At 71.5% G+C, this 16,293-nt stretch carries 12 protein-coding genes; 9 read left to right on the forward strand and 3 right to left on the reverse strand.

Translation table 11 applies throughout. The annotated features are described in order from the left end of the window. Positions 1-54 precede the first annotated feature (54 nt). The 4 genes from HG543_RS19135 (at position 55) to HG543_RS19150 (ending at position 5,356) form a co-directional block, all read left to right on the forward strand. A complete protein-coding gene (locus tag HG543_RS19135) occupies positions 55-1,911 on the forward strand; it encodes an FTR1 family protein (RefSeq protein ID WP_169346242.1) in 1,857 nt (618 codons plus the stop codon). 37 nt (positions 1,912-1,948) lie between these two features. Continuing rightward, a complete protein-coding gene (locus HG543_RS19140; protein ID WP_343073392.1) occupies positions 1,949-2,695 on the forward strand; it encodes a GlsB/YeaQ/YmgE family stress response membrane protein in 747 nt (248 codons plus the stop codon). A 76-nt stretch (positions 2,696-2,771) separates the two neighbouring features. Then, entirely contained in the window at positions 2,772-4,739 is a 1,968-nt protein-coding gene (locus HG543_RS19145) for a tetratricopeptide repeat protein (protein WP_169346244.1), read from the forward strand. Between the two features lie 41 nt (positions 4,740-4,780). Then, complete coding sequence (locus tag HG543_RS19150; protein WP_169346245.1) at positions 4,781-5,356, forward strand: hypothetical protein; 576 nt, start codon at positions 4,781-4,783, stop codon at positions 5,354-5,356. Positions 5,357-5,375: 19 nt separating this feature from the next. Here HG543_RS19150 and HG543_RS19155 read toward each other — a convergent pair whose 3' ends face one another. After that, entirely contained in the window at positions 5,376-6,908 is a 1,533-nt protein-coding gene (locus HG543_RS19155) for an MBL fold metallo-hydrolase (protein WP_169346246.1), read from the reverse strand. Next, positions 6,905-8,200: an HD domain-containing protein gene (locus tag HG543_RS19160; protein ID WP_169346247.1), complete on the reverse strand. Its 1,296-nt coding sequence runs from the start codon at positions 8,198-8,200 to the stop codon at positions 6,905-6,907. The genes HG543_RS19155 and HG543_RS19160 overlap by 4 nt, the downstream gene beginning before the upstream one ends. A 148-nt stretch (positions 8,201-8,348) precedes the next feature. Between HG543_RS19160 and HG543_RS19165 the strand changes: the two genes are divergently transcribed. The 5 genes from HG543_RS19165 to HG543_RS19185 all read left to right on the forward strand — a co-directional run bounded on the left by HG543_RS19165 (position 8,349) and on the right by HG543_RS19185 (position 14,207). Beyond that, positions 8,349-9,428, forward strand: a complete 1,080-nt coding sequence (locus HG543_RS19165) for a D-alanine--D-alanine ligase family protein (RefSeq protein ID WP_169346248.1) — start codon at positions 8,349-8,351, stop codon at positions 9,426-9,428. A gap of 16 nt (positions 9,429-9,444) precedes the next feature. After that, the gene (locus tag HG543_RS19170; protein ID WP_343073393.1) at positions 9,445-9,819 is read left to right on the forward strand and encodes a GNAT family N-acetyltransferase; all 375 of its coding nucleotides are present in this window, start codon (positions 9,445-9,447) and stop codon (positions 9,817-9,819) included. Between the two features lie 54 nt (positions 9,820-9,873). Continuing rightward, positions 9,874-11,385: a transglutaminase-like domain-containing protein gene (locus tag HG543_RS19175; protein ID WP_171818281.1), complete on the forward strand. Its 1,512-nt coding sequence runs from the start codon at positions 9,874-9,876 to the stop codon at positions 11,383-11,385. 122 nt (positions 11,386-11,507) lie between these two features. Continuing rightward, positions 11,508-12,764 carry a hypothetical protein gene (locus HG543_RS19180; protein ID WP_169346251.1) on the forward strand — a complete coding sequence of 419 codons (1,257 nt, stop codon included), beginning with the start codon at positions 11,508-11,510 and terminating at the stop codon, positions 12,762-12,764. 126 nt (positions 12,765-12,890) lie between these two features. Then, complete coding sequence (locus tag HG543_RS19185; RefSeq protein WP_169346252.1) at positions 12,891-14,207, forward strand: polysaccharide deacetylase family protein; 1,317 nt, start codon at positions 12,891-12,893, stop codon at positions 14,205-14,207. A gap of 9 nt (positions 14,208-14,216) precedes the next feature. Here the strand turns inward: HG543_RS19185 and HG543_RS19190 are convergent, their stop codons facing one another. Continuing rightward, positions 14,217-16,268: a thioredoxin domain-containing protein gene (locus tag HG543_RS19190; protein WP_169346254.1), complete on the reverse strand. Its 2,052-nt coding sequence runs from the start codon at positions 16,266-16,268 to the stop codon at positions 14,217-14,219. Positions 16,269-16,293 lie beyond the last annotated feature (25 nt).

Below are 16,293 nucleotides of genomic sequence, written 5' to 3' on the forward strand. Positions count from 1 at the left end.
GATTTTGACTCGCAAGATTGAAGGTACGGCCCCTCGGCTGGTAGATCGGAGGGCATGAATCGCGCCGCTTCGCTCGTCCTGTGCCTCCTGTTCGCGCTGCCCCTGTCGGCCCGTGCCGCGGAGGGCGCCTCCGAGGAGCGAACGTGGCACCGGCTGGTGGGCATCCTCCAGTACCTCGAAGCCGACTACCCACTGGCCATCGAGTCCCAGTCCGAGTTCGAGCTGGCGGAGCAGAAGAGCTTCGCGGCGGAAGCCGTGGAGGCGACGAAGGAGCTGGGCCCGGCGGCGGCCACCTTCCTGCCGCGCGTGAAGGCCATCCAGGCCCGCGTGGACCTGGCGCAGGACGCGCCGGGCGTCAGCCGGGACTGCGGCGCGCTGGTGGAGGACCTGGTGCTGGCCGGAGGCCTGGCCCGCAGCCCGCGCCGTCCGCCGGACCTCGAGCGCGGCAAGGTGCTCTTCCAGCAGAACTGCGCCGCGTGCCACGGCGTGGACGGCAGCGCGAACGTGCCCATCGCGGCCACCATGGAGCCCGCCCCCGCCAACTTCCAGGACGCGGAGCTGATGGGCGGCCTCACCCCGTACAAGGCCTTCAACACCACCAGCTTCGGCGTGCCGGGCACGGCGATGCCGGCCTACCCCACCCTCACCGAGGAGGAGCGCTGGTCGCTGGCCTTCTTCGTCTTCACGATGCGCCTGCCCCCGTGCGAGGGCACCCCGCCGCGCGCCTCGCTGGAGCGGCTGGCCAACGCGACGGATGACGACCTGGTGAAGCAGTACGGCCAGGAGCACCTCGCGTGCCTGCGCCGCAAGCTGCCGGACGCGGACGAGGAGCGCTCGCTGCTGGCCGCGCGCGAGGGCATCCAGGAGGCCCTGCGTCAGGGCAACGCGGGTGACTTCCCGGGCGCGAAGGCGGCGCTGATGGACGCGTACCTCAACGGGCTGGAGCCGGTGGAGCCGAAGCTGAGCTCGCGCGACCCGGCGCTGGTGCGGAAGCTGGAGGAGGCGTTCCTCAACGCGCGGCTCGCCGCCGAGCGCGGCAACGGCCCCCAGCTCCAGGACGCCGGACGCGACCTGGTGTCGCTGCTGGACCAGGCGCGGCGTGACTCCGGCAGCGCGGCGGACCTCCTGTCCACGATGTGGCTGACGCTGCTCATCCTCATCCGCGAGGGCTTCGAGGCCACCATCATCGTCACCGCGCTGCTGGCGGCGCTGCGGAAGATGCAGGCCACGCAGCACGTGCGCGTGGTGCACGCCGGGTGGATTTCCGCGCTGGTGGTGGGCGCCATCGCCTACGTGCTCGGCCGGCACCTGATGGCCGGCGCGCAGCGCGAGTGGATGGAGGGCGTGGCCGCGCTGGTGGCGGTGGCCATGCTGCTGTACGCGGCGCTGTGGCTCAACGCGCGCTCCAACATGAGCCAGTTCATGGGCGAGCTGCGCCAGAAGATGCAGGGCGCGCTGGGGCGCGGCAGCATGACGGGCCTGTTCCTCATCGCCTTCACCGCGGTGCTGCGCGAGAGCTTCGAGACGGCCATCTTCCTCCAGGGCCTCGCGCTGGACTCGCCGGCGGGCGTGGCCTGGGGCGCGGCGGCCGGCGTGGTGGCCATCGCCGCGCTGGTGCTCTTCGTCAACCGCCTGGGCTACCGGCTGCCCATGAAGACGCTCTTCAACGCGTCCACCGTCATCCTCGTCGCCACCGCGGTGATGCTGCTGGGCAAGGGCCTGCACGCGCTCCAGGAAGTGGGCGCGCTGCCGCTGGTGCCGATGCCTTTCGTCACCGTGGACCTGCTGGGCCTGTACCCGGACGCGGTGTCGCTCGTCCCGCAGGCGCTGCTGACCGCCATTCCCCTCGCCATGCTGCTGCTGCGCCGCAAGAGCCGCGCGCAGCGCATGTCCGAGGCTTCCGCGGGGTGACGCGACGGCGGCCACGCCTTGCGGTAGCGTGGCCCCGGTGAAGCCCTCGCGCCTGCTCTGCTCCTTCCTCGTCGCCCTGACCCTGGCGGGAACCGCCCGGGGACAGGAGGTGCCCGAGGAGGAGCCGGTCCGGACGCCCCCTTCCGAGCTGACGCCTCCGCCGCTCGTCCCCGCCACGCCTCCGGATGCCCCGGACAAGCCCTCCGGGGATGGCGACTCGCGCGAGCCCTCCGACCAGGGCGCCCCCTCCACCTCCGTGGACGAGCGGGCGCGGCCGAGCCGTGCCGCCGCGCGCGCGGCGGACCCCGTGCCCCGCGTGGCCATGGAGATGGTGGGTGGCATCACGGGCGGCATCGCCGCGGGCACGCTGGGGCTGCTGGCGGGGTATCTGATTTCGGCGCCCACGGTGGGCTGCGACGAGTGCGCCATCGTCTCGCTGGTGGGTGGGAGCGCGGGGGTGCTGGTGGGCATCCCCGTGGGGACCTGGGCGGGAGGCCACGTCATGGGCGGCAGGGGCACCTTCCTCTCCGCCGTGGGAGGAAGCGCGGTGGGCTGGGGCGGCGCGCTGCTGGGCTCGCTGGTGATAGGCGCGTCGTCCGAGGACGACACCCTCGCGCTGGTCCTGCTGCTGCTCCCCATCGCGGGGGCCACCGCGGGCTATGAGCTGTCCCACGCGGACACCCCCAGGGCGCCACCGCCGCGCGCGGCCAGCCAGGTGCAGGTGCTGCCCGTGGCCGGGATGACCGAGCGAGGGCCTCGCCTGGGGTTGATGGGCCGGTTCTGAGGACCATGCACACCGGCGTTGGCACGCGTGGTGGCTCGCTACCCGTCCCACCGCGACGGATGTCATGCTGGGCCGCATGAGTGGCACGCGTTGGGTGGTGGTGGGCTTCCTGCTGTGCGGTATCGCCGGGGTGGCGGTGATGGCCCCGGGCTCTGGCTCGTCGCGTGGCGACAAGAGCCGGCCCCCTCGGGACGTGGAGTGCGGCGCCGAACAGGCCGCGAGCTGCACCCATCTCGGGCTCGCGCTTCTGAAGGACACCGCGCCGGGCCGGGACGCGGCCCGTGCGTACTCCCTCTTCCAGAAGGGGTGTGCGGGAGGGGACGCGGACGGATGTGTCGAGCAGGCGGTGCTGCTACTGGATGGGACGGGTGTGAAGAAGGACGCGGCCCGTGCCGCGGCGGTCCTCGGGACGGCGTGTGACACCGGCAGCCCGCGGGCGTGCAGCCTGCTGGCCTGGATGTACGAGCAGGGCCGGGGCGTGGAGCGCGATACGGCACGAGCGGCCTTCATGTATCGGCGCGCCTGTGACGAGGGCTTGCCTCGTGCATGTACACAGCTCGGGGGGATGCTGGCCTCCACCCCGGACGCGGGCGAGGCGGATGGGACGCGGGCGCTCCAGCTCTTCGACCAGGGCTGCGAGGGGGGGGACCTCCTGGCGTGCCGGCAAAAGGCCCAGGCTCACGAGTGTGGGCGGGCCGTGCCGGCGGACCTGGACCAGGCGACGGAGCAGTACTTCAAGGCCTGCGGCGCCGGTGATGGGGCTTCCTGCGAGTGGCTGGCGTCGCGCCACTCCGAGGAAGCCACCCACCTGGACCGCTTCGCGGGCACGCCGGGCTTCCAGTCCCTCCAGCTCCAGGCGGCCATCGAGGCCGCGAGGTTCGGCAGACGGAGCCGTGCCGAGGCGCTGCTGCTCCGGGTGGAGGACGCCGCGCCGGAGCTGAAGCCGCGGGTGGCCTTCGTCCGGGCCTGCCTCGCCCTCGATGCGGGAGATGTGGCGGGCGCGGAGTCCCTGCTCCAGGGCCTGCCGGATGACCCGGCGCTCCGGGTGTTGCGGCGGCTGCTCGCGCAGCGCCGGGACGGCGCGACGCAATGGACTTCCGCCATGGTGAGCGCCTGGGTCGCGGAGGGACGTCCCGACCTGCGTGCGTCCCTGTTCCTTCCTTCTGCCCGTCAGCAGGAGGGGGACCGGAACGCCTGCAACACGCCTCGGGAGCAGCGGTCGCCGCCGCCCGGGTTGGATGCGGCGACAGCCTTCCTCCTGGAGTACAGCAACACCCTCGCCCCGAATGCGGACGCTCCGGTGAGCGAGGCCATGCTGGCCCAGGCCCTCACCCGGGTCGAGGACGCTCGCATCGAGGTGCGCATCGTCGCGCTGGACATCCTCACGCGTTCGTCCTTGACGCAGGCGCAGCGTCGCAAGGCCCACCCCATCGCCGTACGACACCTGGACCGTCTCGCGAAGGAGCACCCGGACAACCTCTTCTTCCAGCTCTGGGCGCTGCTCGGCCCGGTGACGCCTCCGCTCACGGAGGAGCTCGTGGGCAAGCTCGAGGCCATGGCGGCCCTGCGTTTCGAGCCCCCGCTCCGCGAGGTCTACTCGGCCTTCAGCGCCGCCCACGCCCAGGCAGGCGAGGGCCGGCTGCCAGCCTTCGGCGCGACGATTTCGGCGCTGCTCGCGCCTCGCTACACCCACGCCGCGACGGACTGGGCGGCCCTGGGGCGGAAGACGGAGCCCACGCTGCGACAGCACCTCGGGCAGGCCCTGATGGCGGTGGGAAGGCGCATCACCGAAGGGGGCTGGATGGTGCACGTCTTCGGGGGCTCGACCGTGATGACGCAGGGCACGACGCTGACGGAAAGTCCGGCGGACGAGGAGGCCGTGAAGGAGATGCGTGAGCGTGGACGCTCGTTCCTGAGCGGCGTCGAGACGATGCGTGCGCTGGGGAGCTGGCCCCTGTCGACCTTCACCGCGGAGTGGCTCGACCGGGTCTCCACGGAGGAGCTGGCTTTCTATACGGAACTCTCCCAGAAGGGCGCGTGGTGAGCGGGGCCGTTCACCGCTCGAAAAAACGCCTCGGTGTGTCCATGCGCTCCACATCCCGTTCGCTCTTCGTGCTGTGCCTGCTCCTGTCGACCTCCGTCATGGCACGGGCCCCGGCGCCCGACGATGACATCTCCCCCACGCTCCGCATCACGAGTGAGACGGTGGGCGCCGTGCTGGCGGGCAGCTCCGGCGTCGCGCTCGGCTTCCTCGGGGGCATCATCCTGTCGGACGGGATGACGTGCGGCTTCGACGACTGCCGCACGGGACAACGCCTCACCGCCGGCACCAGCGCGCTTGGCCTGGGCCTGGGCGCGGCCACGGGCGTGTACCTCGCGGGCTCGCTGATGGATGGACATGGGCGCCTGCTCCCCACGTTCCTCGGCGGGCTCGTCGGCGCGGGGGCGCCCCTGGCCGTCATCGGCCTGACGGGCACGAAGCTCGAGGGCGCGCCGCTCATCGTCGGGCTCGCCCTGCCCATCGTCGGCTCCATCCTCGGGTACGAGCTGTCCGACCCCGGCCCCGCCGCGAGGCAGGCGCGCCGCGACGGGCCCCTGCTGCTCCCCACCGTGGGGCTCGCCCCGGGTGGCGGGGCCTTCGGGCTCGCCGGCCGCTTCTAGCCTCCGGCGAGCACGCGGCTCAGGAGCCGACGCGGAAGTACTGCAGCGACTCCTCGCGCACCCGCCCCTCCTCCACCAGCTTCTCCAGCGTCGCCAGCGCGCTGCGCTCGGCCACCGGGTGCAGCAGCGGATGCGTGTCCGCGTAGGCCGTCGCCACCACCTGCGCCAGCGTGGCCCCCTCCGGCGGCACCGCCTCGAGGACGAGCGCCTCGCGCTTCGCGCGGTGCTCCAGGTACTCGCGCAGCTTCGCGGGCCCATCCGGAATCGGCGAGCCATGCGCCGGGTACAGCGTGGTGACGGGCCAGTCCCGCAGGCGCGCCAGCTGCGTCAGGTACTCGCGCATGTTGCCCTCGGGCGGGTCGATGACGATGGTGCCCACGCCCGCCACCATGTCGCCCACCACCGCCGCGCGGCTGCGCTCGTCCACCAGGCAGATGTGTCCCTGTGCATGACCGGGCGTGTGCAGCACGCGCCAGCGCTGCGGCACCTCCCCGGCCAGCTCCAGCACCTCGCCGTCCTCCAAGAGCCGCTCCACCGGGAAGTCCAGCCGGTCCGCCGTGCGCGCGTGGCACCACAGCGGAATGCCCAGCCGCTCCTTCACCGCGCGCGCCCCGCCGATGTGGTCTCCATGGTGGTGCGTGAGCACCACCGCCACCGGGCGCAGGCCGTCCGCCTTCAGCCCCGACACGAGCGACAGCAGCTTCGCGTACTGCTTCACGTCGGACGCGCCCGGGTCGACGATGAGCAGCTCGCCGTTGCCCAGCACGTACGCGTTGGTGTGCGCGGCCGGCGGCAGCGTGGCCGTCTCCAGCGCCACCACGCGCACGCCCTGCTGGAACTCGATGCGCTGCGCGATGTAGCCCGGGCAGTACGGCGGCGTCGTCATCCGCGCCCGCGCGTCTGAATCGTCCGTGAAGGCCCCCAGCACCTGGAACGCATGCAGCGCGGGCGGGTGCAGCAGCGCCGAGCCGTCCGCCCACCGCGCCAGCGCGTCCGCCGGCTTCACCCACGTGCCCTCCGCCAGCTCCCCCGGCCACCACTCCGCGCGCGCGTGCGCCGGCATCTCCACCAGGTAGAAGCGCGTGTCGAAGCGCACCGGCAGGGACGGCGGCGTCACCCAACGCCCCGCGGCCCGGAAGTCCTCCGCCCGCAGCGCGAGCCCCTCCGCCGTCAGCACGTCACCCCACTTGCGCTCCCCCGCCAGCAGCGCGCGCCGCAGCTCGCCCAGCCGCTCGGGCGCGAGCGCCTCCGCCCCCTCCGCCACCAGCACGCCCGTCTCCTCGAACAGCTCCCGGGCGGCCGCCGAGCGCAGCGCCGCCTCCTCACCCGACGCGCCGCGCACCGGCACGTCCGCGTCCGCCGCGTCCAGCTTCCCGCCGGGGAAGGCATAGAAGCCACCCGCGAAGCGCAGCGCCTTGCCGCGCTTCACCCAGAACACCTCCACACCGTCGCCCGCGCGCCGGTACAGCACCGCCACCGACGACGGCAGGGGCTCCGGAGGGGTGTAGTCCGCGTCCAGGCCGAGGCCCAGACCGGGAAGTCGCTCACTCATGGTTGCACCGTCTGGCCGAGGAGCCGGCCCATCAGCTCATGTGCCTTGTCCGCCTGGTCCGGCCGTACGTACAGCCGGCTCAGACGCACCGCGCCACTGTAGCGCTGATACAGGGGTGTGTAGCGCGCGACTTCCGTCAGCCGCCCGGTGGAAGCGTCGATGATGAACAGGCTCGGCCCCTTGCCCCCCGCGCCGGAGGCGTACTTGCTGAGCACGTTCTGCGACTCGACGACGTAGTGCTCGAAGTTGCCCGACACCAGCGCGCTCCGCAGCACGTCCAGGTCGTACCCCGTGTCGCGCTCGGTGAACTGCGCCAGCAGCTTGAAGCCCTGCCGCGTGATGATGCGCTCGGCCCACCGGTTCTTCGAGCGGCGCAGCGTGTACCAGAGCGCCGAGTCGTCACAGAGGAGGAACGCCTCCGGGTCCGCCGGAATCTCGAACTCGCCGGGCGACTCCTCGTAGTAGCGCCGCAGCATGTAGTCGAAGTTCACCGACGTGTGGTGCAGGTACACCGAGACGAACATGTGGTAGCGGCTGAGCAGGAAGTCCTCGAAGGCGAAGGCCGCCGCCCGACTGAGCGCGAGATACGCCCGCCCGTCCTTCACCGCCGGGTTGAGGTTCCCGATGATCCAGTCCATGTCGTACCGGCCGTAGTTCACCCCCGTGTAGAAGGAGTCCCGCAGCAGGTAGTCCATCCGGTCCGCGTCCAGCTCGCCGGAGACGATGGCGCGCAGCAGCGGCGTCCAGTCCACGCCCTGGTGCGTGAAGCCCGGGTCCTTCGGCGGCTTCGCGCCGGTAATCAGCGCCACCACCGCCATGGGGGTGATGCCCAGCGTGCCGAAGTGCCGCTCGACGATGGGCGTCAGCGAGCTGTCGAGGATGATTTTCGCCGTGTAGTCCTCGTGGGTGGCCTGCTCGCCTTCCGCCGTGGCGTCCAGCCAGGACGGCAGGCGCAAGAGCGAGCGCTTCGGGGCGATGCGCTCGGAGGCGTGCGACAGCGGCATGTGCCCCAGGTCGTGGCAGAGCACCGCCAGCCGCACCGCGGCACAGAAGCGCTCGCGCACCTCGTCCGGCAGCGTGGAGCGCGAGGCCACCGCGCCGAAGACGCGAGAGGCCACGTGCATGGCGCCCAGCGAGTGCACGTGCCGCGTGTGCGTGGCACCGGGGAAGGCCAGGTCCCCGAAGCCGAGCTGCCGCACGTAGCGCAGGCGCTGGTAGTGCCGGCTGTCGATGACGGCCTTCTCCGAGTCCGTGACGGGGATGGTGCCGTGGATGGGGTCGCGGATACGCATGATGCCCTTTCCATACTCCTGGTTACCCCCGCGGGAGGTAGCCAACCGTACTTCATACCCTTTTGGGAGGTAGCCCAGGAGGTAGCCAACCGTCACGTGCGGACTGTGAACAGGGCGTTGGACGTGCTAACCCTTCCGCCACCTACGAATGCACATCATCCTGTTGCACAACCGCGACCACGACCTCCTCGAGGACGACCCCGGACGGGAGGCCCGCGAGGACGTGGTGCGGGTCGCCGCGGCGCTGGCCGAGGCCCTCAATCGAGGTGACACCCTGGCCGAGCCGCTCGCCATCGAGGGCGACCGGCTGGACTTCGTGGACACGCTGCGCCGGCGCCAGCCGGACCTCGTCGTCAACCTCTGCGAGTCGCTCGCGGCCGACAGCCGTGGGGAGATGGCGGTCCCCTGCCTGCTGGATGCGCTGGGGCTGGCCTACACCGGCTCGTCCGCCCTCTCGCTCGGGCTGGCGCTGCACAAGCCCAAGGCGAAGGAGGTGCTGACGGCGCGCGGCGTGTCCACCCCTGGTTTTCGCGTGGTGGCGCGGCTGGAGGATGCGCTCGCGGTGGACCTGCCCTGGCCCCTCATGGTCAAGCCCGCGCGCGAGGACGCCAGCGTGGGCATCACGTGGGACTCCGTCGTGCACGACAGGGCCTCGCTGGTGCGCGCGTGTGACGCGGTGCTCCGCGAGTTCCACCAGCCGGCGCTGGTGGAGCAGTTCATCCCGGGACGTGAAATCTACGTGCCGCTGCTGGGCAACCAGCCGCGCCAGCCGCTGCCGTTGACGGAGATCCACTTCGGGCGGACCTTCGAAGAGCGGCCCAACATCGTCTCCTATACCGCCAAGTGGGAGCCGGAGTCGGCCGAGTATCGTGACACGACGAGCGGCCCGTGCCGCGCGGACGCGTCCCTGGAGGCCCGGTGCGTGCAAGTGGCGATGGAAGCGTTTGCAGCACTGGACTGTCAGGACTATGGACGGGTCGACCTCCGGGTTTCACCGGAAGGCGTGCCCTACGTCATCGACATCAACCCCAACTGTGACCTTCACCCGACCGCAGGGTTCGCCAAGGCCGCTTCCGCGGCCGGTATGGACTACCCGGCCCTGGCGGCGCGGCTCGTGGAGGTCGCCCTCGAGAGAGCACATGGACATCCGGCCCATCGCCGCAAAGGACAGGGAGCCCCTCGCCGCGCTGATTCGAAAGATCGAAACCTTCTCGCCGCAGGAGGTTGAGGTCGCCATCGAGCTGGTGGGCACCGCCCTCACGCCAGGCAACACGGACTACTCCATCATCGTCGCGGACCGGGGCGGGCAGCTGGTGGGCTACGTCTGCTACGGCCCCACGCCGATGACGGAGGACACCTACGATTTGTACTGGATTGCCTCCGCGCCCGAGGTGCGGGGCCAGGGCGTGGGCGCCGCGCTGGTGTCCGCCATGGAGGGCGACTTGCGCCGCCGCAACGGGCGCCTCATCCGCGTGGAGACGAGCGCCACGGAGGCCTACGGCCCCACCCGCGGCTTCTACGCCTCCATGAAGTACGGCGAGGAGGCGCGCATCCGCGACTTCTACAAGGTGGGGGACGACCTCATCATCCTCACCAAGCGCCTGCAGACCGGTGGCTGACGTCGCGCGGGGCCGTTGAAGACAACGGCCCCTTCCCCCGTTAGAAGGGGCGTGATGATGCGTCCGCCCCGTCTGACGTCCCTGGTTGCCGTCTCCCTGTGCGCCCTGCTCGTGGGCGCACCCTCCGCCCGGGCCCAGCAGCCCGCGCCGGCCACCGCCGCTCCGAAGGCGGCGGCCCCGGCGAAGGCCCCGCTGTCCGACGTGGTGAAGGCCCCGCGCCCCAAGGGCGGCGAGTACTTCGGCCTGTACCTCATGGACAAGAAGGTGGGCTGGCTCTTCACGGACCTGGAGCTGCTCCCGGGCGAGCCCGCGCGGGTGAAGTCCACCAACCAGCTCGTCTTCAAGGCCATGGTGGGCACGCGGGTGTCGGAGCGCACGCACCGCGAGGAGCGCATCTACGAGGCCGCTCCCGGCGGGCGGCTCTTGTCCTTCACCGTGACGCAGAAGGGTGACGGCGGCGACCAGACGCTGGTGGGCACGGCCACCCCGGAGGGCGTGCGCGTGGTGCGCAAGCGCCCGGGCCGCGCGGACGAGGAGCTGCCGAAGCTGCCCCCCGCGAAGGAGCGCGTGGAGGACGCGGACGGGGCGCGCGTGGCCCTGCTGCGCAAGGCGAAGGTGGACGGCTTCACGCTGGACGGCATGGACCTGCGCACCTACGGCGTCACCACCACCGTGGAGCCGCCCGAGCAGCGGGTGGTGAACGGCGTGAAGGTGAAGCTCGGCAAGGCCAGCACCCTGTCGGAGAAGGAGAAGGTGCCGGTGACGGCCTTCGTCACCCAGCGCGGGGAGATGGTGCTGGTGGACTTCGGCCAGACGATGCAGGCGCGCAAGGAGACGGAGGCCGTCGCCCGGCGCCTGGACCTGGTGGAGGTGTTCGGCCTCACCCGCGTGGTGCTGCCGCGGCAGCTTCCCGACTCCGCGCGCGCGGTGCCCGGCAGCGTCACGCTGGTGGTGCAGGGGCTGCCGGAGAAGTTCCGCGAGCAGAACTACCGGCAGAAGTACAAGGCCCTGCCGGACGGCCGCGTGGAGGTGACGCTGTCGGCCGCGGCGCCCGCGGTGCGCAAGCCCCGGCCGCTGACGGACCCGGACGGCGGGGAGAACCTCGAGTCCACCCTCGTCGTGGAGAGCAACGCGCCCGCCATCCGCGAGCTGTCGAAGAAAATCATCGGCGACGAGCAGGATGCGTACCGCGCCGCGCAGAAGGTGAACGCGTGGGTGTACCGCAACCTGTCGAAGGACTATGGCGCCAGCGCGGACCGGGCCACGGACGTGCTGGAGCAGAAGCGCGGGGACTGCACGGAGCACTCGCTCCTGGCGGTGGCGCTGCTGCGCGCGGCGGGCATCCCCTCGCGGCGCGTGGACGGCGTCATCTACATGGTGAACGAGGACCAGGTGCCCGCCCTCTACTGGCACGAGTGGGTGGAGGCCTACGTGGGCGAGTGGACCCAGCTGGACCCCACCTTCAACCAGCCCGTCGCCGACGCCACCCACTTCGCCTTCGGCGAGGAGGGCAACGCGGAAATCACCCCCCTCATCGGCGCGCTCAAGGTGACGGACGTGAAGTGAGTGCCCGCAGAGACTGCGGGCCTGGGTGGAGTCCGCCCCTGTCCGGGCGGACTCTGTGCAGACGCCAACACGTGGACTAAGAGCGACCCTGCCTCGGGCATTTCATTTAGGGGGGTCACTCCATGCAGAAGCTGAAGAAGGCGTTCGTGGTGCTCTCGCTCGCGTCGGCCATGGGCTGCGGCAGCGGTGGCGAGGGACGAATCGTGGGGTTCGTGGTGGATGGCCAGAGCGGCCAGCGCCTGAACTTCTTCAAGTCGAACGACGGCAAGAACAACGTCGACGACGACGACGAGTCGAAGTCCCAGGTGTACGCCATCATCCAGGGCGAGTTCCGCCGGGCGAAGCCCTGTGGCGAGGGCGACCTGTCGAAGGAGAACGGCATCGAGGCGGACGGCTGCTACCAGATTGACGGCATTCCGCTGGGCGAGGAGTTCCCCATCATCGCGCAGGCGCCGGGCTACGAGCGGTTCCTCGGCCGCTACACCATGCAGACGTGGGACAAGGACGTCGAGCACGAGAGCGCGCAGGAGGTGGTCAACCTCCGCGTGTTCCCCACGGGCTTCGCGGTGGACTACCGCTTCCTGGTGAACCTCAACGGCCGCGGGGTGGCGGACGCGAAGGTGAACTGCCAGTACCGGGCGGACCAGGGCAACATGCTGCAGACGGCGGGCAACTTCCTGCAGCCGGAGGCCACGGCCAGCACCACGGTGAGCGCCACCACGGACGCCAACGGCATCGCGGTGATTCCGGGCGCGCAGCTCGTCAACGGCGCGCCGTACCACTGCGAGGCGGTGCTGGCCGGCGCGGTGGACGGCCGCGTGCTGTCGGGCCAGTCGGACATCGTCGCGGGCATGAGCCAGCCGGAGCAGGCCTTCCTCCTCACCAACCCGGGCGCGCAGGACGCGAACCTGTACGCGGTGTACTCCAACGCGGACGACCCGGACGCGCTGCTGGGTGCGAACGGCTCGCTGGTGGTGACCTTCAACCGGCCGGTGGAAATCGCCCCGCGCACCGAGGACTGCCAGGTGGCGGCGCTGGAGACGGCGGACCGGGACATCGACGGCAGCATGGGCCGCTTCGTGACGAACCAGGTGAACAACAACGCCTCGGAGACGGTGAACGCCACCGTGTCCGCGGACGGCCTGACGCTGACGGTGGCCTTCAAGACGCCGGAGACCCCGCTGGACGCGGATGACCGCAACACGCTGGTGCGCTTCAGCGGCGTCATCGTGCGCCCGCGCGGCGCCGTCGACGCCATCAACGTGCGCTACCTCGGCGCGCTGGGGGCCTGCGCGGAGGCCAACGTCTACGGCAACGCCCAGCAGCTGCGCAGCGTGCGCGGCAACGGCGCCCAGTCGAGCACCATCCGGCTGTTCTAGTCCTCACCTCCCCACGTGGGTGACACCGCGGGGCGCGGGGCCTTGAACGGCCTTCCGCGCCCCGCGCGCGTTTCGGGGGAGGAGTGCCCACCTTCCAGGTGAGGTTGCCTTGCAGGGAGGGACATCATGAACACCACGACTCGCGCGCTCGCGCCGGGACAGGTCCTCGTGTCGCTGAACTTCGACGACGGGCTGGCCAGTCAGCTTCAGGCCGCGGCCATCCTCGAGGTCCGGGGGATGCGCGGTACCTTCTTCATCAACAGCGGCCGTTTGGGACAGTCCGGCCGCCTCACGCTCGCCCAGGTGCGCGCCCTCCAGGACGCCGGGCACGAAATCGGGGGCCACACGCTGACGCACCCGCGCCTGACGACGCTCTCCGCGGACGACCAGCGGAGGGAAATCTGCAATGACCGGGTGGCCCTGCTGAACGCCGGCCTCCGGGTGACGTCTTTCGCCTACCCGTTCGGCGACAAGGACTCCGTCACGCGGCAGATCGTCATCGACTGCAACTACAACTCGGCCCGGGAAAGCGGCGGCCTGCGCACGCCCACTGGAGGCTCCAGCAATCCCTACGCGGAGACGGTTCCCCCCGCGGACGCCTACGCCATTCGCACGCACGGCTCCTTGCAGGACACCACCACGCTCGACACCATGAAGGCCTACGTGACGCAGGCCGAGAACTCCGGCGGCGGCTGGGTGCCCATCGTCTTCCACCACATCTGCGGGCCGTGCGACCCACCGCAGACGTACTCCACGTCCCCCGCGGTGCTGACGGCGTTCCTCGACTGGCTGGCGCCCCGCGCCTCGCGCGGCACCACGGTGGCCCTCATGGACACCGTCATCGGCGGGACGCTGAAGCCGCCGGTGAGCTGGCCCCCGACGCAGTCACAGCTCTTCAAGAACCCGTCGCTGGAGTCGGACAGCAACGGCGACGGGACGCCGGACTGCTGGCAGCGCGGCGGCTTCGGCACCAACACCTTCACGTGGGCGCGCACCTCGGACGCCCACAGCGGAGGCTGGGCGCAGCGGGTGAGCATCACCAGCATCTCCAGCGGCGACCGCAAGCTCATCAGCCTGCAGGACAGCGGCACGTGCTCACCGGCGGCGACGGCCGGCCACCGCTACCGCATCTCCGCCTGGTACAAGTCCAACGTGCCGGTGCGCTTCAAGGCGTACTACCGCGACAGCGCGGGCGTCTGGGACTACTGGACGCAGGGCCCCCTGCTCCCGGCCGTCAGCAGCTACACCCGCGCCGAGTGGACGACGCCCGGGGCCCCCAGCGCGGCCCGGAGGCTCAGCCTCGGCCTGTCGCTGGACCGGGTGGGCACGCTCACCATGGATGACTTCTCGCTCACCGACATCGACGCGACGGCCACGCTGCGAGAGGGCTACGCTCGCGTCGAGGCGGAGGAAGAGGAGGTTGGAGTCCCGGCCTCGCCCTGAGGCCCCGACTCACGCCGGGCCGGGCGCCGCCGTGAGCCGCCCGGCCAGGGCCTCCGCGTCGGTGAGGGGCCGCTCGCAGACGAAGCCCCGGCACAGGTACGCCGCGGCCCGGCCACCCACCGGCTCGCGGCCCTCGAAAATCTCGCGCAGCAGCGGCGGCACCGACGCGCCCGGGTCCTTCCACCCCAGGGCGAAGGTGGGCGCGTACGCGCGGTTGGCCGAGGCCACCAGCGGCGCCACCGCCTCGCGCGTCCCGGCGAAGGTGACGCCCGCCGCGCCGTCCAGCAGCGCGTCCGCGGCCAGCCCCAGGTAGCCATAGCCCATGGGGTTCTTCACCAGCCCGTCGCGCATCCGTGCCACGTACTTCTCCGGCAGCTCCAGGTGGCGCTTGTCGCCGGTGAGCGCCGCCAGCTCCACCTGCGCCTCCGTCAGCGTGGAGGCCCCGGAGGGAAACGCATTGTCGAAGAGGCCATACGTCGCCACCACGAGGTCCTTCTGCCCGCGCGGCGCGGTGAGGTACGCGCCCTTCTCCGCGTCCCAGAACAGCTCCACCGCGCGGCGCACCAGCGCGTCCGCGGCCTCCAGGTACTTCACGTCGAAGGTGGCCTGATAGAGCGCGGTGAGGCCCGAGGCCAGGTTGCCGTAGTCCTCCAGGAAGCCGTCGATGCGCGCCTCGCCCTGGAACGAGCGCGCCAGCCGCGTCCCGTCCCACATCCGCGAGAGCACGAAGTCCGCGGCGGCCACCGCCTGCCGGGCCCAGTCCGGCCGCTCGAAGACGCGCGCGGCCAGCGCGAGCCCGCGAATCATCAGCCCGTTCCAGCCCGAGAGCACCTTGTCGTCGCGCCCCGGCTTCACCCGCTGCTCACGCGCGTCGAAGAGCGCCCGGCGCGCGGCGGCCAGCTCGCGCTCCACCTCCTCCACCGGCAGCCCGCGCTGGGACGCCAGCTCCGCCGCCGGTACCGCCACCTCCAGCACCGTCGTGCCGTGCTCGAAGTTCCCCGGCGGGGTGACGCGGAAGTGGCGCATCACCAGCTCGGCCTGGGGCGCGGGCAGCACCGCCTGGAGCTCCTCCGGGCGCCAGACGAAGAACTTCCCCTCCTCGCCCTCGCTGTCCGCGTCCTGCGCCGCGTAGAAGGCGCCGCCCGCGTCCGTCATCTCGCGGCGCACGTACTCCACCGTCTCCTCCACCACCTTGCGCCACAGCGGCCGGGGCTCCACCTGCTGCGCCTGCGCGTACAGGTGCACGAGCTGCGCGTTGTCGTAGAGCATCTTCTCGAAGTGGGGCACCAGCCACCGCTCGTCCACCGAGTACCGGTGGAAGCCCCCGCCGAGCTGGTCGTAGATGCCGCCCAGCGCCATGCGCTCCAGCGTGCGGAACACCCCGTCCTTGAGCTGCGCGCCACCCCCGCGGCGCCACGCGCGCAGCATCAGCGCCAGGTTCATGGGGTTGGGGAACTTGGGCGCGCCGCCGAAGCCGCCGTACACCGGGTCCAGGTGCTGGGCCATGCGCCCGCCCAGGGCCACGACGTCCTCCGCCGTCAGCGTGCCGGGGGCGGCGTCCAGTCCGTAGGTGGCCAGCTCACCGAGCCCCTCCTCGAAGAGCGCGGCCTGGCGCTGGACGTCCTCGCGCTTGTTCACCCACGCGTCCCTCAGCGAGGCCAGCAGCCGGGGGAAGCCCGGCCGGCCATAGCGGTCCTGGGGCGGGAAGTAGGTGCCTCCGTAGAAGGGCTTCAGGTCCGGCGTGAGGAACACCGTGAGCGGCCAGCCACCGCCCTGCCCCATCAGCTGCACGACGCCCTGGTAGATCTGGTCCAGGTCCGGCCGCTCCTCGCGGTCCACCTTGATGTTGATGAACCCCTCGTTCATCAGCCGGGCCGTCTCCGGCGAGTCGAACGACTCGTGGGCCATGACATGGCACCAGTGGCACGCGGAGTAGCCGACCGACAGGAGGATGGGCTTGTCCTCCGCCTTCGCCCGCGCGAGGGCCTCGTCGCCCCAGGGGTACCAGTCCACGGGGTTGTGGGCGTGCTGGCGCAGGTACGGCGAGGGCTCCCGGGCCAGGCGGTTGGTGGGGCCGGGGTTCGAC

It is taken from the genome of Pyxidicoccus fallax (genome assembly GCF_012933655.1).
Classification (GTDB): domain Bacteria; phylum Myxococcota; class Myxococcia; order Myxococcales; family Myxococcaceae; genus Myxococcus; species Myxococcus fallax.

What these genes read in the sequence shown, in the direction of transcription:
- HG543_RS19165 (WP_169346248.1), top strand. Translation starts at nt 8,349, where the DNA reads ATGCACATCATCCTGTTGCACAACCGCGACCACGACCTCCTCGAGGAC.
- HG543_RS19150 (WP_169346245.1), top strand. Translation starts at nt 4,781, where the DNA reads ATGCGCTCCACATCCCGTTCGCTCTTCGTGCTGTGCCTGCTCCTGTCG.
- HG543_RS19155 (WP_169346246.1), bottom strand. Translation starts at nt 6,908, where the DNA reads ATGAGTGAGCGACTTCCCGGTCTGGGCCTCGGCCTGGACGCGGACTAC.
- HG543_RS19185 (WP_169346252.1), top strand. Translation starts at nt 12,891, where the DNA reads ATGAACACCACGACTCGCGCGCTCGCGCCGGGACAGGTCCTCGTGTCG.
- HG543_RS19180 (WP_169346251.1), top strand. Translation starts at nt 11,508, where the DNA reads ATGCAGAAGCTGAAGAAGGCGTTCGTGGTGCTCTCGCTCGCGTCGGCC.
- HG543_RS19135 (WP_169346242.1), top strand. Translation starts at nt 55, where the DNA reads ATGAATCGCGCCGCTTCGCTCGTCCTGTGCCTCCTGTTCGCGCTGCCC.
- HG543_RS19145 (WP_169346244.1), top strand. Translation starts at nt 2,772, where the DNA reads ATGAGTGGCACGCGTTGGGTGGTGGTGGGCTTCCTGCTGTGCGGTATC.
- HG543_RS19175 (WP_171818281.1), top strand. Translation starts at nt 9,874, where the DNA reads ATGATGCGTCCGCCCCGTCTGACGTCCCTGGTTGCCGTCTCCCTGTGC.
- HG543_RS19160 (WP_169346247.1), bottom strand. Translation starts at nt 8,200, where the DNA reads ATGCGTATCCGCGACCCCATCCACGGCACCATCCCCGTCACGGACTCG.